Origin of the sequence: Sphingomonas sp., assembly GCF_004799495.1 — a bacterium.
Classification (GTDB): Bacteria; Pseudomonadota; Alphaproteobacteria; order Sphingomonadales; family Sphingomonadaceae; genus Sphingomonas.
The window spans coordinates 135,609-159,337 of the sequence record NZ_SSMY01000002.1; the positions used below are offsets into that span (position 1 = coordinate 135,609).

At 67.0% G+C, this 23,729-nt stretch carries 17 protein-coding genes; 8 read left to right on the forward strand and 9 right to left on the reverse strand.

The genetic code is table 11. The features are described 5' to 3' along the window. Positions 1–16: 16 nt before the first annotated feature. From E7773_RS01920 to E7773_RS01930, 3 genes are all read left to right on the forward strand, one after another. A complete protein-coding gene (locus tag E7773_RS01920; protein WP_293987412.1) occupies positions 17–1,747 on the forward strand; it encodes a VanW family protein in 1,731 nt (576 codons plus the stop codon). A 119-nt stretch (positions 1,748–1,866) separates the two neighbouring features. Continuing rightward, positions 1,867–3,618 carry a DEAD/DEAH box helicase gene (locus E7773_RS01925; RefSeq protein ID WP_293987414.1) on the forward strand — a complete coding sequence of 584 codons (1,752 nt, stop codon included), beginning with the start codon at positions 1,867–1,869 and terminating at the stop codon, positions 3,616–3,618. Positions 3,619–3,623: 5 nt separating this feature from the next. Beyond that, positions 3,624–4,073 (forward strand): YaiI/YqxD family protein, encoded by a 450-nt coding sequence (locus E7773_RS01930; RefSeq protein WP_293987417.1) that lies wholly within the window; start codon positions 3,624–3,626, stop codon positions 4,071–4,073. A 1-nt stretch (position 4,074) separates the two neighbouring features. Here the strand turns inward: E7773_RS01930 and E7773_RS01935 are convergent, their stop codons facing one another. From E7773_RS01935 to E7773_RS01950, 4 genes are all read right to left on the reverse strand, one after another. Continuing rightward, the gene (locus E7773_RS01935) at positions 4,075–5,343 is read right to left on the reverse strand and encodes a cytochrome P450 (protein ID WP_293987420.1); all 1,269 of its coding nucleotides are present in this window, start codon (positions 5,341–5,343) and stop codon (positions 4,075–4,077) included. An 18-nt stretch (positions 5,344–5,361) separates the two neighbouring features. After that, entirely contained in the window at positions 5,362–5,682 is a 321-nt protein-coding gene (locus tag E7773_RS01940; RefSeq protein WP_293987422.1) for a 2Fe-2S iron-sulfur cluster-binding protein, read from the reverse strand. Positions 5,683–5,781: 99 nt separating this feature from the next. Next, entirely contained in the window at positions 5,782–6,939 is a 1,158-nt protein-coding gene (locus tag E7773_RS01945) for an SO2930 family diheme c-type cytochrome (RefSeq protein ID WP_293987424.1), read from the reverse strand. Further along, complete coding sequence (locus E7773_RS01950) at positions 6,936–8,156, reverse strand: parallel beta-helix domain-containing protein (protein ID WP_293987426.1); 1,221 nt, start codon at positions 8,154–8,156, stop codon at positions 6,936–6,938. The genes E7773_RS01945 and E7773_RS01950 overlap by 4 nt, the downstream gene beginning before the upstream one ends. 331 nt (positions 8,157–8,487) lie before the next feature. Here E7773_RS01950 and rplJ point away from each other — a divergent pair, with 331 nt between their 5' ends. From rplJ to E7773_RS01965, 3 genes are all read left to right on the forward strand, one after another. Then, positions 8,488–9,003 carry a 50S ribosomal protein L10 gene (gene rplJ / locus E7773_RS01955; protein ID WP_293987429.1) on the forward strand — a complete coding sequence of 172 codons (516 nt, stop codon included), beginning with the start codon at positions 8,488–8,490 and terminating at the stop codon, positions 9,001–9,003. A 38-nt stretch (positions 9,004–9,041) separates the two neighbouring features. Beyond that, entirely contained in the window at positions 9,042–9,425 is a 384-nt protein-coding gene (rplL, locus tag E7773_RS01960; protein ID WP_293987432.1) for a 50S ribosomal protein L7/L12, read from the forward strand. Between the two features lie 198 nt (positions 9,426–9,623). Further along, complete coding sequence (locus tag E7773_RS01965; RefSeq protein WP_293987435.1) at positions 9,624–11,651, forward strand: acyltransferase family protein; 2,028 nt, start codon at positions 9,624–9,626, stop codon at positions 11,649–11,651. On the opposite strand, the gene E7773_RS01970 is transcribed toward E7773_RS01965, so the two are convergent. The 3 genes from E7773_RS01970 to E7773_RS01980 are packed head-to-tail and all read right to left on the reverse strand — an operon-like array spanning position 11,648 to position 15,499. Then, positions 11,648–12,325, reverse strand: coding sequence for a nitroreductase (locus E7773_RS01970; RefSeq protein ID WP_293987438.1), 678 nt, complete (start codon positions 12,323–12,325; stop codon positions 11,648–11,650). The genes E7773_RS01965 and E7773_RS01970 overlap by 4 nt on opposite strands. Then, positions 12,322–13,506 (reverse strand): hypothetical protein, encoded by a 1,185-nt coding sequence (locus tag E7773_RS01975; protein WP_293987441.1) that lies wholly within the window; start codon positions 13,504–13,506, stop codon positions 12,322–12,324. The genes E7773_RS01970 and E7773_RS01975 overlap by 4 nt, the downstream gene beginning before the upstream one ends. A 58-nt stretch (positions 13,507–13,564) precedes the next feature. Beyond that, complete coding sequence (locus tag E7773_RS01980; protein ID WP_293987443.1) at positions 13,565–15,499, reverse strand: CocE/NonD family hydrolase; 1,935 nt, start codon at positions 15,497–15,499, stop codon at positions 13,565–13,567. A gap of 127 nt (positions 15,500–15,626) precedes the next feature. Here E7773_RS01980 and E7773_RS01985 point away from each other — a divergent pair, with 127 nt between their 5' ends. Continuing rightward, positions 15,627–16,502: a class I SAM-dependent methyltransferase gene (locus tag E7773_RS01985; protein WP_293987445.1), complete on the forward strand. Its 876-nt coding sequence runs from the start codon at positions 15,627–15,629 to the stop codon at positions 16,500–16,502. Here E7773_RS01985 and E7773_RS01990 read toward each other — a convergent pair. Both E7773_RS01990 and E7773_RS01995 read right to left on the reverse strand, forming a co-directional pair. Next, entirely contained in the window at positions 16,482–17,630 is a 1,149-nt protein-coding gene (locus E7773_RS01990; RefSeq protein ID WP_293987447.1) for a glycosyltransferase family 4 protein, read from the reverse strand. The genes E7773_RS01985 and E7773_RS01990 overlap by 21 nt on opposite strands. Positions 17,631–17,771: 141 nt before the next feature. Then, positions 17,772–19,049, reverse strand: coding sequence for a hypothetical protein (locus tag E7773_RS01995; RefSeq protein WP_293987449.1), 1,278 nt, complete (start codon positions 19,047–19,049; stop codon positions 17,772–17,774). Positions 19,050–19,444: 395 nt separating this feature from the next. Between E7773_RS01995 and rpoB the strand changes: the two genes are divergently transcribed. Next, positions 19,445–23,611, forward strand: a complete 4,167-nt coding sequence (gene rpoB / locus E7773_RS02000; protein ID WP_293987452.1) for a DNA-directed RNA polymerase subunit beta — start codon at positions 19,445–19,447, stop codon at positions 23,609–23,611. Positions 23,612–23,729 lie beyond the last annotated feature (118 nt).

Sequence of the window (23,729 nt, forward strand, 5' to 3'; positions counted from 1 at the left end):
GGGTGGGAGGCGTGGGATGAGCGACCGGCTGGCGAACGTGGCGATGCCGCCCGACCGGGCGGTGCCGACGCGGCTGGGCAATTGGGTGTTCGAGGGCAAGGCGACATTGCTCCGCCTGCGCCGCTCGGGGCGCGAGCTGGCCGATCCGGTCAAGCGGCATCGCGCGGGTCAGGCGCTGGCCGACGCCCCCGTGCTCGCGCGCGTCACCTCCCCACTGTGGACGTCACAGGGCGGCGCGAAGGACCGCGCGCTCAACGCCGGCAAGATCCAGAATCTGCGCGCCGCGATCGCCGGGCTCGACGGGATCGAGGTGGGTGTGGGCGAGGTGCTGAGCTTCTGGCGGCAGGTCGGCAAGCCGCTCAAGCGGCGCGGGTTCGTCGAGGGGCGCGAGCTGCGCGAAGGCTGCATGATCGCGACCGTCGGCGGCGGCCTCTGCCAGCTGTCCAATGCGCTGTATGAGGCCGCCGTCGATGCGGGGCTCGAAGTGGTCGAGCGCCACGCGCACACGCGCATCGTCCCGGGGTCGCGCGCGGCGGCGGGGCGCGATGCGACGGTGTTCTGGAACTATCTCGATTTCCGCGTGCGCTCGCGCCACGCCTTTCGCATCGATGCGACGCTGAGCGCCGACGCGCTCGATGTCACGGTGCGCGGGTTCGGCGAAGGGGCGATCGCGCCGACGCCCGCGTTCCTGACCGGCTCGGCGGCGCACGATTGCCTGAGCTGCGGCCAGGTATCGTGCCATCGCCACAACCCCGACACCGAGCCGGTCGACGCGCCGACCGCGTGGCTGGTCGATGCCGCGACGCCCGAATTCGCTGCCTTGTACCGGGCATGTGCCGACGAGGCTGATCTACTGATGCTGCCATCGCGTCGCTTCGGCCGGCAGGCGAGTGGCTGGCCGACCGTTGCACCCGAACGCACCACCGACATTGCTGTGCTCCAGCGCTCGCTGGCGCTGCGCACGGCGGCGAAGGGAACCCCACGCGCGGCCTTATTGCTCGCCGCCGATGCGCGGTTGGCCAAGGCTTACGCGCGCCGATTGAGCGCCCAGTATACGCACCTCGTTATCGCGCAGCCGTTGCTGCCGCATCTGTGGCGGCTGGGCGCGCTGCGTGGGCGGAGCTTCGAGGTGCTGCTTGACCGACTGCCGATCGATGCGCTGCACGACCTGCTCGACACCGCCGCCGAGCGTCACCCGGACAGCCCAACACTCGGCGACTTCCGCGCCCCCGCTTCGGTCGCACAAGCCGAACGCGAAGCGCTCGGCGCAGCGACGCGGCTCATCACCCCGCACCGCGCGGTCGCCGCCTGCTTCCCGCGCGATCGAGTCGAAGTGATCGACTGGCTGCCGGCGCCTGCGCTCGCCGCACAGCGAGACGGCAAGACCTTCCTGTTCGCCGGCCCCGCGCTCGCGCGCAAAGGCGTGCACGCGATGCGCGCCGCGATCGCCGGGCTCGACGCCAGGCTGGCGATCGAGCGGCCGGGCGAAGACCAGCCCGGCTTCTGGGGCGATCTGGACGTCCAGCTTCAAACCGACGCGCCCGACCAACTCGCGGGCGTCATCTTGCCCGCATTGGTCGAGCACAACCCGCGAACGCTCCTCCGCGCGCTGGCGGCGGGATTGCCCGTCATCGCCACCCCTGCCTGCGGCCTGCCAGCCCAGCCCGGCCTGACGCTCATCCCCGCCAACGACCCAGCGGCATTGCGCGATGCGATGCAACACGCGCTGGACAGCGCCCCGGCCTAAACCCCACTCCTTTGCCAAACCGGGCAAAATCGCGTAGGCGGGCGGCCAATCCCTATTTCCATCCCCGTTTCCGGCCCGGCGCGTGCCTCCTGGGCCGAAGCCTTTGCTGTTGAGATCGCATGCCCTTTTCGCACCTTCCCCCCGTTTTGTCCGAGGCGCTGACCGCCAAGGGTTATGAAAAGCTGACCCCCGTCCAAGTGCAGGTCAGCGAGCCCGCCGCGCACGGCCGCGACTTGCTCGTGTCGGCGCAGACCGGGTCGGGCAAGACCGTCGCGTTCGGGCTGGCGATGGCCGACGAACTGCTAGAAGACGGTACTTTGCCGCAACCCGGCGCGCCGATGGCGCTGGTGATCGCGCCGACGCGCGAGCTCGCGCTACAGGTCGCCAAGGAATTGTCGTGGCTCTACGCCAAGGCGGGCGCGCGGATCGCCACTTGCGTCGGCGGGATGGACGCGAGCCGCGAGCGCCGTTCGCTGTCCCACGGCGCACACATCGTCGTCGGCACGCCGGGGCGGCTGCGCGATCACAGCGAACGCGGCGCGCTCGACCTGTCTGCGCTCAAGGTCGCGGTGCTCGACGAGGCCGACGAGATGCTCGACATGGGCTTCCGCGAAGACCTCGAGACCTTGCTCGACGCGACTCCGCGCGAGCGGCGCACGCTCCTGTTCTCGGCGACGATGCCGCGCCAGATCGTCGCGCTCGCGCGCAAATATCAGAACGACGCGCTGCGCATCTCGACGGTCGGCGAGGATCGCGGGCATGGCGACATCGCGTATCAAGCGATCGCGGTCAGCCCGTCGGACATCGAGCACGCCGTCATCAACCTGCTGCGCTTTCACGAGGCGGAGACCGCGCTCCTGTTCTGCGCGACGCGCGACAATGTCCGTCACCTCCACGCCAGCCTGGTCGAGCGCGGGTTCGCCGCGGTCGCGCTGTCGGGCGAGCATAGCCAGCAGGAGCGCAACCACGCGCTCCAGGCGATGCGCGACCGCCGCGCGCGCGTGTGCGTCGCGACCGACGTCGCCGCGCGCGGGATCGATTTGCCGACGCTCAGCCTGGTGGTTCACGTCGAATTGCCGCGCGATGCCGAGACGCTCCAGCACCGCTCGGGCCGCACCGGCCGCGCGGGCAAGAAGGGCACCGCGGTCCTGATCGTCCCTTTCCCGCGCCGCCGCCGAGTCGAGATGATGCTGAAGGGCGCGCGAATCGACTTCGCCTGGATGCCGGTGCCGACCCCCGAGGATATCCGCGCCAAGGACCGCGAGCGGATGCTGGCGGCGATGCTCGCCGAGATCGAGTTCGACGACGAGGATCGCGCGCTCGCCGCCGAACTGATGGCGAAGAAATCGCCCGAGGACATCGCCGCCGCGCTCGTCCATGCGCACCGCGCGTCGATGCCGCAGCCCGAGGAATTGCTCGCCTCGGCGCCCAACCCCGGCCTCGCGCCCGACAAGCAGCATCATCGTCCGGGGTTCGACGACACAGTATGGTTCGTGATGAACGTCGGGCGCCGCCAGAATGCCGACCCGCGCTGGCTGCTCCCGCTGATCTGCCGCCGCGGCGGGATCACCAAGAACGAGGTCGGCGCGATCCGCATCCAGGCGAACGAGACCGGATTCCAGATCCCTCGCGCGATCGCCAACCGCTTCGCCGCCGCGGTGATCAAGAGCGCCGGACAGGACGGCGAGGACGATAGTGGCATCCGCATCCAGCCGGTCGATGTCCCGCAAGCGTCGGCCCCCGCGCGCAAGACGCTCCACCGCGCTGCCCCGACCGGCGAGCAGCGTCCCTCCGCCCCTCGTCACGCGCGCCACCGCGCCAAGGCGCACCGCAAGGGACCGGGCACGGGCGCACCGCGCCGGCCCCACTGACGAGCGTGACGACCCGCCGCATCCTGGTCGATGCCGACGCCTGCCCGGTCAAGGACGAGATCTACAAGGTCGCGTGGCGGCTCGAAGTGCCCGTCACGATCGTCAGCAATTCGCCGATCCGAATCCCCGCGCACCCGCTGATCGACCGAGTGGTAGTGAGCGACGGATTCGACGCTGCCGACGACTGGATCGCCGAACGCGCCGCACCGGGCGCGGTGGTGGTGACGGCGGACATCTTGCTCGCCGATCGCTGTCTGAAGGCTGGGGCGTCGGTTCTCGCGCCGACAGGCAAGCCCTTCACCACCAGCTCGATCGGCAGCGCGATCGCGACGCGCGCGATCATGGCGGACCTGCGCGCGGGCGGGGATCAGCTCGGCGGGCCGGCGGCATTCTCGAAAACCGACCGCTCGCGCTTCCTGCAGGCGCTTGATACGATGCTGGTGAAGCTCCGCTGACCTAGTGCCGGCGCGGGATCACGACCTGCATCGATTCATAGCCCTTCACGAAGGTCGAAAAGGTCCGTTTGGGCTCACCGACCACATTGATCGCGGGAAAACGCGCCATGATCTCTTCCCAGATGATCTTGAGCTGGAGTTCGGCGAGGCGATTGCCGACGCAGCGGTGCACGCCGAACCCGAACGACATGTGCTGGCGCGGGCGCGCGCGGTCGATGATGTACTCGTTGGGACGCTCGATCACTTCGTCGTCGCGGTTGCCCGAGACGTACCACATGGCGACCACGTCATTCTCGCGGATCTGCTTGCCGCGGAACTCGATGTCGCGCGTCGCGCGGCGCTTCATGTACGCGAGCGGGGTCTGCCAGCGGATCGTTTCGGACACCATCGACGGGATCAGCCCGGGATCGGCTAGCAATTTGGCATATTCGCCCGGGTTGCGGTCGAGCGCGTAGACCGACCCGGTGATCGTGTTGCGCGTCGTGTCGTTGCCGCCGACGGTCAGCAGGATGACGTTTCCGAAATACTCCTCGGGCGTCATGTTCCGCGTCTCTGCCCCGTGCGCGAGCATCGAGATCAGGTCGCCGGTCGGCTCCTCGTTCACCCGCGCGTTCCACAGCTTCATGAAATAATCGCGGTATTCCATGAAGATGCCGATCTTCTCCTCGCGCGTCTCGACCACGCCGTGGCCGGGCACCGCAGTCACGACATCGGACCAATAGGTCAGCGTCCGACGGTCCTCCTGCGGCATCCCGAACAAGGTCGCGAGCGTCATCGCGGTCAGCTCGCGCGAGACGTTCTCGACCCAGTCGAATTCCTCGCCGATCGGCAAGCCGTCGAGGATCGCCGCGGCCCGCTCGCGGATCAGCGGCTCGAGGATCTGGAGGTTGGTCGGCGACACGGCCGGGCTGACGGTCTTGCGCTGAACGTCGTGGCGCGGCGGGTCCATCGTGATGAAGCTCGACAGGCCGGGGAGCAGCGGGCTCGCCTGGTCCTGCAGGGTCTGGAGCGTGATGCCGGGCTCCGACGAGAAGGTCTGATGGTCGGTGTCGACCGCCATGATGTCGTTGAACTTGGTGATCGACCAATAGCGGCCATACAGCGGGCTCTCGGCGAGGTGGACCGGGTCCTCCTTGCGCAGCCGCTCGAAATTCCACCACATCTCGTTGTCCTGGAACAGCTTGGCTTGCGCCGGGTCGATCTGGTCGATCGGGGTCGCATAAGCGATCGAGCGGGCGTCATCTAGGACTTGGGCAGGTGCGGTGCTCATCGGGCGTTCCTTTGCGGATCAGTGCTGGCTTTCGGGCATGCGGACGATCAGGCCGTCGAGCGCGTCACTGACTTCGATCTGGCACGACAGGCGGCTGTTGGCGGCGACGTTCTCGGCGAATTCGAGCATCTCGGCCTCGGGCTCGGTGCGCGTGCCGGTCGCGGCGAGCCAGGCGGGATCGACATAGACATGGCACGTCGCGCACCCGCACGCCCCGCCGCAATCGGCATCGATCCCGGGCACCCCATTCTTGACCGCACCCTCCATCACGCTCCAGCCGGTCTCGACCTGCTGGACGTGCTCGGTGCCGTTATGTTCGATGTACGTGATCGTCGCCATGGCCATCCCGTTCTGCCGGCCCGCGGGTCGTTGGCGCCCGCGATTTCCAGTTTTCAACCGCAACCTTATGGGCGCGTGTCGCGCTCGGCAAGGCTTGCGCTAACGGCTCGGCCCATCCTCACGCTGGCACGCGCCCTTCAGCGTCAGGATGTAATTCGTGATCAGCGCGACGCCCTCCTGGTGCGTCAGCGACCGGCCGAGCTCGGGCATCATCTCGCCGGGGTCGGTGCTCGCCAGGCGATAGGGGATGATCGAGGTTTCGGGGTGCCCGGGCACCACGTCGAACGGGCGATTGCCGGTGCCGCGCCCGGCAGCGACCGGCGGCTTGCACATGCCGAGCAGGCGCGGGTCGCTCGTCGCGGCGTCGAGCCACAGGCCGGAGGTGCGCGCCGCGCCGGTGGGATTGTGGCAATGGCTGCAGTTGATATCGAGATAGGCGCGCGCCCTCGCCGCAGTGTCGGGCCTGACATCCTCCCAATTCGCGTTCTGCGGGACGCCCGCCGACGGCACGCCCTTCAAATAGCCCATCGCGACCAGCCGCTGAAGCTGGTTGATCTCCCCGCCCTCGCCCGGAAACGCGCGGTTGAGATGGCGCGCCTTGAGACCGATCGGCGAAATCTTGCGGTCACGGAAATCCTGCGCGTGGCACCCGGCGCACTGGTTCTGGTTGGGGACCGAATAGGTGAAATCGGTCCGTTGCGCGCCGTCGGCAAAGGTCAGCGGCACGTCCGCGCCGGTGCGCTCCAGCGTTGCGTCGGTGCCCTCGGCGTTCCAGACATAGGGGAACGCCACCCACCCTTCCGCGCGGCGGACGAGCAAGCGCGTTTCGATCAGCCGGATATGCTTGAGATCGAGCCCGGTGACGCCGCTCTGGTAGGTCGCGGGGGTCATCTTCACCACTGTCGCGCTCGTCTGCGGCGAGGCGGCGTCGGCGGGGGTCGTGTAGTAGAAGGTCTTGGTGACGATCGTGCCGACGGGGAAGTCGAATGACTTCGCGGGGTCGTAAGACGCCGCGACGCCCTTCGGCATCCACACCGTCCGCCATTTCTGCGCGTAGTCGCTGAACAGCGGACTGTTGAGCTCGTACGTCACCATCCCCGCATGCGGCGCGATCCGGCCGTTCGCGACGGTGAAGAGGCCCCAGTCGGACAGCTTGTCCGGATTGCCATCGGCGATGAAATTCACCGAGTCGCGATTGTGCAGGCACCCCGCGACGAACAGCAACGCCGCCAGCGCAGCGACGACCCGCGCGATCATTTTTCCTTCGTCATCGCGTCGGGCAGCTTGATCTCGGGCAATCGCGCCGCAGGGGCACAGTTCACCGCGGTATCGATTCGCGCGCCCGCGAATTTATGCGGCCCGTCCGCGTTGAGCAGCTTCGCGTCGCCGTTTTGGACGCAGATGCCCGCATTCGGCACCTTGGGGTCGACGAACCCGTCCCACAGCACCGCCGGCAGCGCCCCGCCGCCGAGCGCCTTGAGCGGCGCATATTTCGTCCCCGGATTGGTCCCGCCCCCGACGAAGCGGTTGCCCGTCACATAGACGTTCTGCGGGAACGGATCGTACGCCGCGGCGACGCCCTTCTTGGTGTCGAAGCCGGTTGAATAGTAGCTGGAGATGATGACGTTGGCGGTCTGGTTGTCGGCGATGTCGTTGTCGAAGATTTCGACGAAATCGTTCGAGTTGACGATGATCCCCGACCCCGGCGGCACCGAACTGACAGCACTTCCCGCCGCGCCGAAATTGGCGTGGTTGTTGGCGCTCACCTTATTCTTGAACACCCGCGTCTTGCTGCCCGGCACCGGCAAATTGGGCATGTTGAACACCAGGATGCCACCGGTATTGCCCGTCGCGGTGTTGCCATAGACGTCGGCGCCGGTCGAATTCTCGATTTCGATCCCGGCGACATTCCCCTCGGCGCGATTGTCGCGGACGATAATGTTGTTGGACTGCCCGACATAGATGCCGGCGTCCGACGCGCCCTTCACGACCGAGCCCTCGATCAGCACGTTGGTGACCTGTACCGGATAGAGGCCGTACGCGCCGTTCGATGTCTTGCCGCCCCCGGTCCATTCGGCGCGGACGCGGCGGATGACGGTGTTCTTGACCCCGTTGACCTTCAGCGCATCGCCCTTCGTATCCTCGAGCGCCAGATCCTGCAGCGTGAAGTCGTCGCCGGTGACGAGCATCCCCTCCGCACCCGAGGTCTGCCCGGCGAACGACAGGATCGTCTTGTCCATCCCCGCGCCCTTCACGGTGACACCGTCGGCGGTCAGGCTCAGGCTCTTGGTCAGCTTGTACTTGCCCCCCGGGATCGTGATGACGTCGCCGGGTTTCGCATCGAGCAATTGCTGCTGGAGGTGCTTTTCGAAATCGGGATCGATCGTGAAGCCGTTGGCGTCGACCTTCGGCCCGCCGCACCCGCCGAGCGCCACCAAAGCCACGCCCATCGCGAGCAAACCGATCCTCGTCATCGCCCTCTCCTGCTTATTTACATCGATGATAGCAGGCTCGCGGCGGAGCGAAAGGTTGACTTCGCGGCGTGCTCGTATATTGGCGCGCGCTTCGCGGATGGGTTCCGGCCCGCTCGCGTTACCGTCCGAGACAGCAAGTGCGGGTTTCCCGCTTAATTTCTTGCCGAGGCGGGGACAGGATATTTCGCCGGTTCGCCGGCTGGTCGCCTTTGCGCGGCATCCATTCCCCATCGTTGGACTTTTGAACCGGACGCACGGCGCGTTGCCGTACGTCCAAGAACGGTTCCCATCAAAGTAATACTTTGATGGGTGCCCTAACGTGGAGAATGGCATGGATCGTGCTCAAAAGGCCGCGGCCGTCGCCGATCTCAAGCAGACCTTCTCCGAGGTTGGTGTGGTGGTCGTCACCCGCAACCTCGGCCTGACCGTCGCGCAGTCGACGCAGCTCAGGACGAAGATGCGTGAGGCCGGTGCGACCTACAAGGTCTCGAAGAACAAGCTTGCCAAGATCGCGCTGGACGGCACCGACTACCTCTCGCTGGGCGACATGCTCACCGGGCCGGTCGGTCTCGCCACTTCCGTCGATCCCGTCGCGGCCGCCAAGGTGGTGGTCGATTTCGCGAAGACCAACGACCGGTTGGAAATCGTCGGCGGAGCGATGGGCGCGACTGCCCTCAACGCGGAAGGTGTGAAGGCGCTCGCCACCATGCCGTCGCTGGATGAACTGCGTGCCAAGATCGTCGGCCTGATTCAGGCGCCGGCGCAGAAGCTCGCCAGCATCACCCAGGCGCCGGCCGGCCAGCTCGCCCGAGTCTTCGGCGCCTACGGGGCCAAGGAAGCAGCTTAATTTCAACGTAAACCTATTGAATTTTAACGGAGAATATCATGGCAGACCTGGGTAAGCTGGTTGACCAGCTGAGCGAACTGACCGTCCTCGAGGCGGCCGAGCTTTCGAAGATTCTCGAAGAGAAGTGGGGCGTTTCGGCCGCCGCTGCCGTCGCGGTTGCCGCGCCGGCCGCTGGTGGTGGCGCCGGTGGCGGTGCCGCCGAAGAAGCGAAGGACGAGTTCGACGTCGTCCTCACCGGCGACGGTGGCAAGAAGATCAACGTCATCAAGGAGGTCCGCGCGATCACCGGGCTCGGCCTGACCGAAGCCAAGACGCTGGTCGAGTCGGCTCCGAAGGCCGTCAAGGAAGGCGTCGGCAAGGACGAAGCCGAGAAGATCAAGAAGCAGCTTGAAGAAGCCGGCGCGACCGTCGAGCTGAAGTAAGCCGCAGTCGGGAAGGCGGATGCGCAAGCTAATCCGCATCCCGACAAGGCCGGCCGGCGCTGGCTACGCCAGCGTCCGACGTCACGGGATTCATTCCCGTGACGGCCCAGCCAAAAGAAACAGGCAGTCCCGGCAACGGGGCTGCCTTTTCTTATGCCCGCAATACCCCTAACCCCTTGCGCCAGGGGGATTACCAACTTGACCGGTGACACCGCTCAGCACCGGCTGGGCTATATTCCCGCGATCGACGGGCTGCGCGCGGTCGCGGTGCTGTCGGTCATCGCGTATCACCTGCGCCCCGGCCTGCTGCCCGGCGGGTTTACCGGCGTCGACATCTTCTTCGCGATCTCGGGTTTCGTCGTGACCGGGTCGATGATAGGGCAACGCTTCGCCACCCTTCCCGCGATGCTGTCGCATTTCTACGCGCGGCGGCTGGTGCGGATCATGCCCGCGCTGCTCGCGATGCTGCTCGTCACGATCCTCGCCAACCAGATGCTGATTCCCGAGGCCTGGTTGAGCCGCGCGGTGCCGCAGACCGCGCGCTTCGCCTTCTTCGGCCTGTCGAACATCATCCTCGCGACCGACACCGACGGCTATTTCGGCGTCCAGGCGGGGTTCAACCCGTTCACGCACACCTGGTCGCTGGGCGTGGAGGAGCAATTCTACCTGTTCTTCCCGCTGCTGCTGTTCTGGCACCAGAAGCTCGACAGCGCGAGGCTCGACGCGGGGCGCGCGGTACGGCTGATCGGCTGGGTCGGCGTGGCGTCGTTCGCGTTGTGCGGTGTGCTGACGTGGATCGAGCAGAAATACGCCTTCTACCTTATCGTCGGGCGGTTCTGGGAATTGGGGCTGGGCATGATCCTGTGCCTGACGGTGCCATGCTGGCGGCCGGCATTGGCGCAGTGGCGCTGGCTGGCGTGGGCGGGGCTGGCGACGGTCGCCATCGCGCTGGCGATACCGGATGGCGGAAACTTCCCCTTCCCGCTGGCGCTGGTCCCGGTGCTCGGGACGGTCGCGCTGACCGCCGGCGTGGTCGCGTCGCCCGGTACGCCGATCGCGCGCTTGCTCGCCAGCCACGCTCCCGTCGCGATCGGGCGGCTGTCCTATTCGCTCTACCTCTGGCACTGGCCGGTCTTTACGCTGTTCCGCTGGACCGTCGGATTGGATAGCGGCGTGTATCAGCTAGCCGCGCTGGCGCTCGCGTTCGTGCTGGCGACGCTCTCCTATTTCCTCGTCGAGCGCCCGTTCCGGCGGCGCGCCAAAGCCAGCGCGCGCCCAAGCAAGCGCGTCGTCGCGCGCATGACGGCGGGAACGCTCGTCTGCGCAGCACTCGGGTTCGTTATGCTGCTCGAGGCGCAGGCCCTTTCGATCAGCGTCACGCGCGATCACGCGACCTGGTATGCCGACGCGGATCGCCCGCTGAACCCCCGGCTGACGCACTGCACGATCGAAGCGGCGCGCGGGTCGAGCGGCGGCGGCGATGTCGAGCGATGGACGCCGAGCGGATGCCAGGCGCCATTCCGCGTCTTCGCGATCGGCGATTCGCACAACACTGCCTATTTGCCCAACTACCGCCAGCTCGCCGCCGAGCTCGGCGTGCCGGTGGCGAGCTACTTCCACCCCGGCTGCCCGTTCCTGCGGCTAATTCAGCCGATGGATGTGAATCATCGATGCGCGGCCTTCTACCGCGCGTTCTACGACAACCTGCGAGCGCAAGGCCGTCCCGGCGACGTGGTGTTCCTGCCCGGCCTGCGGCTGACGCGGCTAGTCAACCAGTTCGGCCACGACGCGGCGCACGATACGCCAGTCGATAATTCGCTGCCGCCAGCGGCCGTCGCGGAGGCGCAAGCGACGCTCGCCCGGCTCCAGGCCGCAGGATTCCGCGTCGTGATCGAAGCGCCCAAGCCGCTCTTCCCGGCCCCGCCGTTCCGCTGCGTCGATTGGTACGACCGCGCCAACCCGATTTGCGCGGGCGGCTTCACGATCCCGCGCGACCGCGTGCTTACGATGCGCCGCCATGTGATGGCCACGATGACCGACTTAGCTCGCCAATATCTCGCGCTGCGCGTGTGGGATCCCCTGCCCGTCCTGTGTCCGGCCGACCCGTGCCGCGCGTTCGATCCCGTTGGGCGCCCGCTTTTCTTCGATGGCGATCATTTAAGCGGGCACGGCAACGATTTGGCCTATCCGGCGATGCGCGACGCGATTCTCGCCGCGCGGCGCTAGTCCTCGAACCCGACGAACACCGTCGCCTCGTCGACCGACTTGCGCGTTGAGACGACCGCATTCGCCGGAAACTCCTCATCGGGCCAACCGAGCGCGATGCTCTTCATGATGACCTGATCGTCGGCGATCCCGGCATGTTCGCGCACCACCGGCGATTGCATGATCCCCTGGCTGTTGATCACCGCGCCCAGCCCGCGCGACCAGGCGGCGTTGACCAGCGCGGTGGCCACCGCACCGCAATCGAACGGCGTGTCGTCGCTGCCGTCGAGCACACGGTCGTAGGTCACGATCACGCAGACCGGCGCGTCGAACTGGCGAAACCCGCGCAGCATCCAGTCCTGTCGCCGCTCGGCATCGTCGCGGGCGATGCCCATTGCCGCGAACAGCTGTTTCGCGACGCCGATCTGGCGCTCGCGATGCGGCCCGGCGAACGGCTGGCCGGTGCGGAACTCGCGCGACTGCGGGACGCCGCCGACCATCCGTTCGGTATTGCCCGCGCGGATGCGGTCGAGCGGCTCGCCGGTCACGACATAGAAATTCCACGGCTGGGTGTTCATCGACGACGGCGCGCGCATCGCGAGGCCGATAATCTCCTCGATCAGCGCGCGCGGCACCGGGTCGGGCTTGTATCCGCGGATGCTCCGCCTGCCGAGCACCACCTCGTCGTAGGTCACGCCACCTTCCGCTCGGCCACTTCGGGGTGCATGTGCGGCCCGGCATCGAGCCGGAACGGCGCCATCTTGGCGCCCTCGCCGCGGTCGATCCCGATCATGTGCGCGGCGGTGGCGACTCCCGGCGCGCCGACATTCTCGCCCCAACGATACTCGGCCTTCATCGCCAGCACCGGCACGAACCACGGCTTGCCGTCGATCGTCATGACGTTGAGCTGCTCGCGTTGAAGCATCCCCATCCCCGACAGGTCGACCTCGGCGCCCGGCGCGAGATCGAACGGCGGAACCATTGGTTGATCGATCGGCGCGGCGAAGATCATTTGCAGATCCTGCGCTTGCCGCGCGCTCGCGCTCAGCAGGTACACGCCGAAGCGTACCTCGCGCGCCGCGACCGGGCCGGTGTTGCGGACGATCACGCGGTAGTCCACGGCCGCGCCCATCAGGTTGGTTCCCGCGCGCTTGGGGATCAGAATGATCTCCAGTCTGGGCTGCAGCTCATCGGCGGTCCGGCGGCGCGGGGGAATCGCGACCGGCTCGACCGGCGGCGCGGGCGGTTCCGGCGGCGCGGCGGCGGGCGCGGGCGCATACGCTTCGGCTGGCTCTTCCTCACGCGCGCCACGGCGACGGCCGAGCAGGAAGCCGCCGACTGCGACGAGCGCGAGCGCGGCGGTCCCGATCGCAACCAGCAGGCCCGTCGACCAACCGCTCAATGCCCGTTCGGCGGGCGCGGGCGGGGGCAGCGCCGCTTCGGGCGTGGCGCTGGCAACCGGCACGGGCGCGACAGTCGCCTCCGGTGTCGGAGTCGGCGTCACCGTTTGTGGCGTCGGCGCGATGGTCGGGGCCGCTGTAGGAGTGGCTGCAACGGTAGGGCGCCGGGTGGGTGTTGCGCGCGGCGTCGCTGGCGCGGCGGGTGATGCGCTGGCGGTGGGCGTCGCCGTGACGGGCGGGATCTTGAGGATACTCGACGTCGGGGTCGGCGTGGGCCGTATGAGCGGCGCGATGATCGGGCCCGAGGTCGGGATCGGCCGCGGGGTAGGGCGGGTCGACGGCGGCAGGTTGAAGCTGCCGAGCCCTGGGGTCGTTTGCGGCGCGGCAGTGTTCGATTGCGCAGCCGCCAGCGCCGGCAGCATTGCCGCCCCGCCCAGCCACACGCCCGCGCGCTTCAAAACCCCGAACCCCGTCATCCCGATCACGTCTAGCAACTTCTACCTGAACCGCCGCCAACAGCGGCGACCGGTCGCCCTAGCGCAACAATTGCGGCGGGGCGAGCGGTACGACGGGCAGCCACACCCTGCTCGGCGTCGTTCCGCCACGCATGATCGTCACCGTTGCCTTCTGGTAATCGCTCTTCTGCGCGAAGAAGATGTTCGGCACGTATTTCTGCGGATTGCGGTCATAGAGCGGGAACAGGGTTGACTGGACCTGCACCATGATGCGGTGCCCCGGCTGGAACACATGGTTCACCGCGGGCAGGCGGAACTTGTATTCCTGCACCTTGCCCGCGGGGATCAGTGAGGGGTTGCTGAAGCTCTGGCGATAGCGCCCCCGGAAGATGTCGAGACTGATCGCGAGCTGATACCCGCCCATCTTCGGGTCCGCCGGATTGTCCTGCGGGAAGACGTCGATCACCTTGACCACGAAATCGCCGTCGGTGCCGGTCGTCTTGGCGAACAGATCGGCCATCGGCACTCCCGATACGCGCACCGCCTTGTCCAGCACCGGCGTCTCATAGGTCATCACGTCGGGGCGGCCATCGTAACTGCGCTGGTCCTGCACCAGCCAGTCGCCCCAGCGCCCGTCGTTGAAATTGACCGGGCGCGGCAGATGCGGGACCGGCTTGGCGGGATCGGAGACGTAACTGTCGCCGCCGTCGGCCTGCGGGCCGAACCCGAGCCCGCCATCGGCGCCGAGATTGATCGCGGTAAGCGGTGACGGACACCCCTGCTGACACGCCAGCGGCCATTCGCTGAAACGGTCCCAATGGTTCTCGCCGGTGTTGTAGATCGTCGCCGCGGGCGGCGTCACCGCCGGGCCGTCCTTCAGATACTCGTTGAAGAACGGCAGTATCATGTCCTCGCGATACTGCGCGGCGGTGTCGCCGTTCCACTTGAACGGGCCGAGCTCATATCCCGTGCGGTTGATCTGGCTGTGCCGCCACGGGCCCATCACGATGAAGTTGTTGCCGGTCTTGCCGACGCGGGTGAGCGCCTCATAGCTGTGGATCGCGCCCCACATATCCTCCTGGTCCCACAGACCCTGTTCCCAGATCGTCGGCACGTTGGAGGGGTTCTTCGCGAGCAGCGTGTCGAGCGCCTGGCCCGACCAGAAGGCATCGTACGCCGGGTGCGCCGACATGCGGTTCCAGTACGGGAGCTGGTCGTACCCCGACTTCTTGGCCCACTCGCCCGCCGACCCCTCACGGAAATTATCGTAATCGTCGTATCCGCCGGTCGGGGGCGCCTTGCCGTCGCCCTTGTATCCGGTCTGCGCCCCGAGCCATGCGATGTTGGCGAGGCGGAATGCGCCGTAATGGAACCAGTCGTCGCCCATCCAGCCGTCGACCATCGGGCTCTGCGGCGCCGCGACCTTGAGCGCGGGGTGCGGGTTGAGCAGCGCCATGACCACGGTCAAGCCCTCGTACGACGACCCGATCATCCCGACCTTGCTGTTCGATTCGGGCAGGTTCGCCTTGTTCACCAGCCAGTCGATCGTGTCGTACGCATCGGTCGTGTGGTCGACCTTGGTCGGGTTCAGCGGACCGACGACGGGGCGCGTCGTGACGTAACCGCCCTCCGAACCGTACTTGCCACGGATGTCCTGGTAGACGCGGATATAGCCGTTGCGGACGAAGATCTCGTCCGCCAGTGGGAGCGCGGCGAGCATCGACGCGCTGTCCGACCGTCTGGCGCGGCCCGCAGCGTTGTACGGCGTGCGCGTCAGCACGATCGGCGCGTTGGTCGCGCCCTTGGGGACGACGATGACGGTGTAGAGCTTGGTCCCGTCGCGCATCGGGATCATCACTTCGCGCTTGATGTAGTCGGCGTTGGCCGGCGGCGGCGGGGTGAACTTGGCGGGAACGTCGTTGCCGTTCGGCGGCCATATCTGCGGCGTTTCCTGCGCGAGCACGGGGGTGAAGGCCAAGGCGACGAGCGGCAGAAGCGCCAACTTCCTGATCATGCGGGTGCGACTCCTCGGGGGAAGGGATGCGGCGTCCTAGGACGCTAGGGCACCGCGACGCAATGGGGCGGTTGCCGTCGCGCGACGCCGCGGGCTATGGCGCGCTCGACTGAAGGGGCCGCGTGTGATGACGAGTATCGACGACAAGAAGACGAATGCGGATCTCGTCGCGATCGACCAGGCGGAGCGTCAGGCCGGCAACCAGGAATGGTGGACCGACAATACGATGAGCTACGACTGGAAGTCGAAGGCGCCCGGCGAGCCTTTTTCCGATCCGTGGTTCGACGATATCGATCGCCGCTTCCTGTTCGGCGCGCGGCTGTTCTCCCCCGCCGACAATCCGTTCGTCGAGCTGATGGATCTCGGCACTCTCGCGGGCAAGCGCGTGCTCGAGATCGGCTGCGGCATGGGCATGCACAGCGAGATGCTGCTCAAGGCCGGCGCCAAGCTCACCTCGATCGACATTTCCCCGACCTCGGCAATGGCGACGACCAAGCGGCTCGCGTTGCGCGGGCTTCCCGGCGACGTGCGCCAGATGGACGCGGAGAAGCTCGAATTTCCCGACGCGACGTTCGATCTGGTCTGGTCGTGGGGCGTAATCCACCACAGTTCGAACACGACGCGCGTGCTGTCGGAGATCGCCCGGGTGCTCAAGCCCGGCGGCGAGGCGCGGATCATGGTCTACGCGCTCGACGGCATGTCGGCGTACATCACGCTCGCCAAATACATGTTCGGTTTCTGGCGCGGGCGGAACATTGACGAGATGCTGTGGCGCGACGCCGACGGCTTCACCGCGCGCTTCTACACCAAGGACAATTGGCGCGACCTACTGTCGCTGTTCTTCACCGACACGGTGATGGCGCTGAAGGGCCAGGATGCCGACGCGGTCCCGCTGCCCCGCCAGCTCCGCATGCCGCTGCTCAAGCTGTTCTCGACCGAACGGCTGCGCGCGATGGCGGCGAAGCGCGGATCGATGCTGTTCTCAGTTTCGCGGAAGCGATAGCGCCTGACGCAGCATCGCCGCGATGCGCGGCCGGAAGTTTGCAACGCCGAAATAGTCGAGATCGGCGGGCACGCCGCGCGGCGTCGCCACCGCCTTGAGGATCGCCCCCTCCAGCGCATCCGCGTCGAACGGGTCGATCAGCTGGCCGTATTTGCCTTCGCGCAACGCCTCGCGCCCGCCGTCGAAATCGCTCGCGACGCACGGCAGCCCGCATGCCAGCGCTTCGAGGAAGACCAGCCCGAACCCTTCCGCGACGCTCGGCATCACATAGGCGTCGGCGAGGTTGTAATAGGCGACCTTGTCCGCTTCGGCGATTTCGCCGGCGAACACGACGCGGTCGGCGACGCCGTTCGCCGCCGCCAATGCCTCCAGCCGCGGGCGGTCGTCACCGCGCCCGACGATCAGGTACGCGATGTCGGGCTGCTGTCGCATGACGCGCGGGAGCGCCGCGATGACTCGGTCGAACCCCTTGGCCTGCTCGCCGGCATCCATCCGGCCTAGCGTCATGATCACCGTGCGCCCGGCCAGCCCGAGCCGCTGCGCCAGCGCCTCGTCGCGCGCGGTCATCGCGAAATCGCCGAGATCTACTGCGTTGGGCACCACCACGCAGCGGTCGAGCGGCACCGGGCACCATTGCCGAAAGCGGTCGAGCGTCAGCTGGCTGACCGACATGACGAGGTCGGTGTTGCGCGCCGCGTGCCGCGACCAGCCGCGCTTGTGCGGCGTCCAGGCTTCGAGGCCGTGCAGGCAGGCGACCGACGGCGCGCGCGACAGGCGCGCCGCGATCCGCGCCAGCGGCAGCAGGTTGAGATGCGCGCAATAGATCAGGTCGAACTTCGGCCCGGCGACGAGATGCCGCATCATCGCCGCGACGTAGCGCATCATCCCCCCGGCCGCCGCGGTGTCGAACACCAGTTTGTCCGGCATCGGCTGGAGCGGATGATCGGCCGCGCGCGGCAATGCCACGACGCGCGCCACATCGGGGTCGGCGCACATCGCCTCGAGCACGTCGCGCGATTGTTTCGCGATGCCGCCGTGCCCGCCGTAGGCATCGGTGACGAGCGCGAGGATGTTGAGCGCGCGAGAGTGGGTGCCGCCGAGCGGTGAGACTGCCGACCGTTGGGGCATGGGTTAAGCGTTACTCGCTGGAAAGATGGCGTTCCCATAGCCCGCTCGCGCGGCGCGTATCAACGGCCAATCCGGTCGTAGTCGTGCGAAGGCCCGCACCGGCGGTTGCCGATGCGGGCCCTTGCGTTGGATCAACGGCGCTCAGGCGTGCTGCGGCTGGCCGTGCAATTCCGCGCCGACATTATCGTGCATCGAGGCACGGCTCAGCTCGATCGGGTCGAGCCCCTCGCCTTCCTCGGGCGTCACGCCGATCTCGAACGAGGCCGAGGTGCGGCCCTCGCTGCCGTCGGCCAGCGTGTAACGGGCATCGGCGACGACGATCGGGCGGAACGAAGCGGGGAGATCCTCGCCCATATCGGCCTTGAGAAGCGCCAGTGTAGCGTCGATGCGCTTGCCTTCGCCCGGCTCGATCGTCACCGGATCGGTGGTCGCGTCGGCCGGCGGATCGATCAGGATACGCTCCATCTCCGACCCGTTGGGGTCGCTCGAAAGCAGGAAGGTCGAGATGCGGACGTCCTTCGCCGATACCGATCCGGCGTTGCCGACGGTCAGCTCGATCTCGACCAGCGCCTCGTCTACGTTGGTGCCGGCGCGGACCGGACGCATCGCGAACTCGAGCCACGGACGCTCGGCGACCGGCGCGGTGCCAGCGGTGAGGTCGGCAACCTCGTCGGCGGCGGGCTCGACCATCTTCACTTCGTCGGGCGCGACGGCGACCGGCTCGATCGCAGCAGCCGTCTCGGTGCGGCGGAGGAATTCCGGCTCCTTGCGCGGCGCGACCGCGGCGACGGGGAGCGGCTCGACGACCGGCGCCGCGGCGACGGGCTCGACATACGTGTCCTCGACGTACGGCTCGTCATCATAATAGGTTTCCTCGACGCGACGGCGGCGAAGCGCGAACACGCCGACGAGCAGGAGCGCCAGCACGGCCAGCGCGCCACCTGCCCAGACCCAGAGCGGCGTGGTGGTCGTAGTCGTCGATTGCGTCTTGGTCGTATCCGCGACAGGCGCCGGCGCGGCGGGCGCAGCGGCAACCGGCGCGGCAGGCTGAGTCGCGGCTGGCTCCGCGGGCGGCGTCGCGGGCTGGGGCGCAGGCGCGGCGACGACCGGCGCGGCAGGACCGGCCGCGCGGACGGGCGCCGGACGGGCGGTCGTCGTGCGAGTCGTGCTGCGCGTCACGGTCGAGCGCGTCGCGGTACGCGGCGCGGGCGCGGCGGCGGGCTGCGCCGGCGTGGTCGCGGCGTCTGGAATAGTAGCGACCACCGGCGGCGGCGGCACCGTGGCGGTCTGCGGCGGGGTTACCACGACCGGCGGCGCGGCCGGCGTTTCCTGCGCGAAAGCGGGGGTGGCGATGAACGCGGTGGCGCACAGAAGCGGCGCGACGGCGCGGGCGAAGCGGGGGACGAATTGCTGTTTCATGACGGGTCAACAATGATGGGAACCCGAGTCTTGTTCCCCTTTTCGTCGCATGCCCGATTTCGCTTCACCGTCAACGAAACGGTTAATTGTTTGATTTGAAGCGATAAATGCCGACCAATTTTTCGTTGACTTTTTTGTCGATTCTTCTCGGGCAGGTTTGACACTTTCCAACATGCCCCCTATATCGCCGCCTCCACCACGATCTTCGGGAAATGACGCGGCGTCGCGCACCGTGTCGGCACGAATTGGGGATTGTGGTTCACACGACGCCAAGAAGCTGCACGTCCACTTTCGCTGAAAAACGAGAGTTCGGATGAGCGGCTTTTTTGCGTCGTGGCGTGCCCGCCCGGTGGACACCGGGCATGACATGACGGCTTCAAGAGGCGAAATCCCACATGGCGACCAAGGCGATCACGGGCAATGGCTCGGGCGGCACCGCGAAGCGGCGCATCCGCAAGGTGTTCGGTAACATCCACGAAGTGGTGCAGATGCCGAACCTGATCGAGGTTCAGCGCGAATCGTACGAACAGTTCCTGCGCTCCGATCCGTCGATCGGGTACGTCTCGGGCCTGGAGAAGACGCTACGCAGCGTGTTCCCGATCCGCGATTTCGCCGGCACCGCCGAGCTCGACTTCGTCAATTACGAGCTCGAACCGCCCAAGTTCGACACCGACGAATGCCGCCAGCGCGGGATCACCTACGCCGCGCCGATGCGCGTCACGCTGCGCCTGATCGTGTTCGAAGTGGACGCCGATACCGATGCCCGCTCGGTGCTCGATATCAAGGAGCAGGACGTTTACATGGGCGACATGCCGCTCATGACGCAGAACGGCACGTTCATCATCAACGGCACCGAGCGCGTCATCGTGTCGCAGATGCACCGGTCGCCGGGCGTGCTGTTCGACCATGACCGCGGCAAGACCCACGCCTCGGGCAAGTATCTCTTCGCCGCGCGTGTGATCCCGTACCGCGGGTCGTGGCTCGATTTCGAATTCGACGCCAAGGACATCGTCAACGTCCGCATCGACCGCAAGCGCAAGCTGCCGGTCACCGCGCTGCTTTACGCGCTCGGCCTCAACTCGGAGGAAATCCTCAACCAGTTCTACAACCGCGTGACCTACGTGCGCGGCCAGGGTGGCTGGCAGATCCCGTTCGCGGTCGAGAACTGGCGCGGGCAGAAGCCGCTGTTCGACATCGTCGACGCCAAGTCGGGCGAAGTGATCTTCCCGGCAGGCCAGAAGGTGTCCCCGCGCGCCGCCAACAAGGCGCAGAAGGACGGGCTCGAGACGCTGCTGATCCCGACGGAGGAAATCTTCGGCCGCTACAGCGCCTATGATTTGATCAACGAGAAGACCGGCGAGATCTACATCGAGGCGGGCGACGAAGTATCGGCCGAGAACCTCGAAAAGCTCGACAAGGCCGGGATCGACCGGATCGAACTGCTCGACATCGACCATGTCACAACGGGCCCTTGGATCCGCAACACGCTCAAGGCCGACAAGGCCGAGGAGCGCGAGCAAGCGCTGTCCGACATCTATCGCGTGATGCGCCCCGGCGAGCCGCCGACGCTCGAGACCGCCGAAGCTTTGTTCGCGGGCCTGTTCTTCGACCCCGACCGCTACGATTTGTCGGCGGTGGGCCGCGTCAAGCTCAACATGCGCCTCGACCTCGACGCCGAGGACACCGTCACGACGCTCCGCACCGAGGATATCCTCGCGGTGGTCAAGACGCTCGTCGACCTGAAGGACGGCAAGGGCGAGATCGACGACATCGACAACCTCGGCAACCGCCGCGTGCGCTCAGTCGGCGAACTGCTCGAGAATCAGTATCGCGTCGGCCTGCTGCGCATGGAGCGTGCGGTCAAGGAGCGCATGTCGTCGGTCGACGTCTCGACCGTCATGCCCAACGACCTGATCAATGCGAAGCCCGCGGTCGCCGCGGTGCGCGAGTTCTTCGGCTCGTCGCAGCTGTCGCAGTTCATGGACCAGACCAACCCGCTCTCCGAAGTGACGCACAAGCGTCGCGTTTCGGCGCTCGGGCCGGGCGGCCTCACCCGCGAGCGCGCGGGCTTCGAAGTCCGCGACGTCCATCCGACGCACTATGGCCGCATCTGCCCCATCGAAACGCCGGAAGGCCCGAACATCGGCCTGATCAACAGCCTCGCCTCGTTCAGCCGCGTCAACAAGTACGGCTTCATCGAGACGCCGTACCGCAAGGTCGTCGACCACAAGGTGACCGACGAAGTCGTGTATCTCTCCGCCATGGAAGAGGCCAAGCACACGATCGCGCAGGCCAACGCCGACCTCGACAAGAACGGCAAGTTCACCGAGGAGCTGATTTCGGCGCGTCAGGCGGGCGAATTCCTGATGGCGCTGCCCGAGAACGTCACGCTGATGGACGTGTCGCCGAAGCAGCTCGTTTCGGTCGCGGCGTCGCTGATCCCCTTCCTGGAGAACGACGACGCCAACCGCGCGCTGATGGGATCGAACATGCAGCGCCAGGCGGTGCCGCTGGTGCGCGCCGAGGCGCCATTCGTCGGCACCGGCATGGAAGAGACCGTGGCGCGCGATTCGGGCGCGGCGATCTCCGCGAAGCGTTCGGGGATCGTCGACCAGGTCGACGCGAGCCGCATCGTGGTCCGCGCGACGGGTGAGGTCGAGGCCGGCAAGTCGGGCGTCGATATCTATACGCTGATGAAGTTCCAGCGTTCGAACCAGAACACCTGCATCAACCAGCGTCCGCTGGTGAAGGTGGGCGACGTGGTCAACGTCGGCGACGTGATCGCCGACGGCCCGTCGACCGAGTTCGGCGAGCTGGCGCTCGGCCGCAACGCGCTCGTCGCGTTCATGCCGTGGAACGGCTACAATTATGAGGATTCGATCCTCATCAGCGAGCGTATCGTCAAGGACGACGTCTTCACCTCGATCCATATCGAGGAGTTCGAGGTCATGGCCCGCGATACCAAGCTCGGGCCGGAGGACATCACCCGCGACATCCCGAACGTCGGCGAGGAAGCTTTGCGCAACCTCGACGAGGCGGGGATCGTGTACATCGGTGCCGAGGTCGAGCCGGGCGACATCCTCGCCGGCAAGATCACGCCGAAGGGCGAATCGCCGATGACGCCGGAGGAAAAGCTGCTCCGCGCGATCTTCGGCGAGAAGGCGTCGGACGTTCGCGACACCTCGCTGCGACTGCCCCCGGGCGTCGCCGGCACGGTGGTCGAGGTCCGCGTGTTCAACCGCCACGGCATCGACAAGGACGAGCGCGCGATGGCGATCGAGCGCGAGGAGATCGAGCGCCTGAAGAAGGACTCGGACGACGAGCGCACGATCCTCAACCGCGCGACCTGGTCGCGCCTGCGCGAGATGCTGATCGGCCAGACCGCCACCGCGACGCCGAAGGGCCTCAAGAAGGGCGCGACAATCGATCAGGACCTGCTCGATCAGGTCGACCGCCACGAATGGTGGAAGTTCGCCGTCGCCGACGACAAGGTTCAGTCGAACCTCGAAGCGGTCAAGGCGCAGTATGACGACGCCGCGAAGGTGATCAACGACAAGTTCGTCGATCGCCGCGAGAAGCTCGAGCGCGGCGACGAGCTGCCCCCGGGCGTGCTCAAGATGGTCAAGGTCTTCGTCGCGGTGAAGCGCAAGCTGCAGCCGGGCGACAAGATGGCCGGCCGTCACGGCAACAAGGGCGTCATCAGCCGCATCTTGCCGGCGGAGGACATGCCGTTCCTCGCCGACGGGACGCCGGTCGACATCGTGCTCAACCCGCTGGGCGTGCCGAGCCGCATGAACGTCGGGCAGATCTTCGAAACGCACCTCGGCTGGGCCGCGCGTCAGCTCGGACAGCAGCTCGGTCAGCAGCTCGAGGAGTGGCGCGATGCCAATCCGGAGCCGAAGGCTGGCGCGATGCCGTCCGCGGTCAAGGATCGCCTGAAGGAAATCTACGGCGATCACTACGCCAAGGAGATCGATGCGCGGTCGGGTGAGGAAATCGTCGAGCTGGCGCAGAACCTGACCCCGGGCGTTCCGATGGGCACCCCGGTGTTCGACGGCGCGCACGAAGCGGACGTGTCGGCGATGCTGACGCTCGCGGGACTCGACACGTCGGGCCAGTCGGACCTGTTCGACGGCCGCACCGGCGATCAGTTCGACCGCAAGGTGACCGTGGGCATCATCTACATGCTCAAGCTCCACCATTTGGTCGACGACAAGATCCACGCACGCTCGATCGGGCCTTACTCGCTCGTCACCCAGCAGCCGCTGGGCGGCAAGGCGCAGTTCGGCGGCCAGCGCTTCGGCGAAATGGAGGTCTGGGCCTTGCAGGCCTACGGCGCCGCCTACACCTTGCAGGAAATGCTGACGGTGAAGTCCGACGATGTGGTCGGCCGCACCAAGGTCTACGAGGCGATCGTCAAGGGCGACGACACGTTCGAGGCCGGCATCCCGGAAAGCTTCAACGTGCTCGTCAAGGAAATGCGCTCGCTGGGTCTCAACGTCGAGCTCAAGAACGACGAGCCCGGCGTGGATTCGGACGGTGTCGCGATCGCGGCGGAATAGTCGATCTTCTCCCCTCCCGCTTGCGGGAGGGGTCGGGGGAGGGCCTGTGGGCCACGACCCTTCCCGACAATGACATGCCCTCCCCTAGCCCCTCCCGTAAACGGGAGGGGAATTGGAG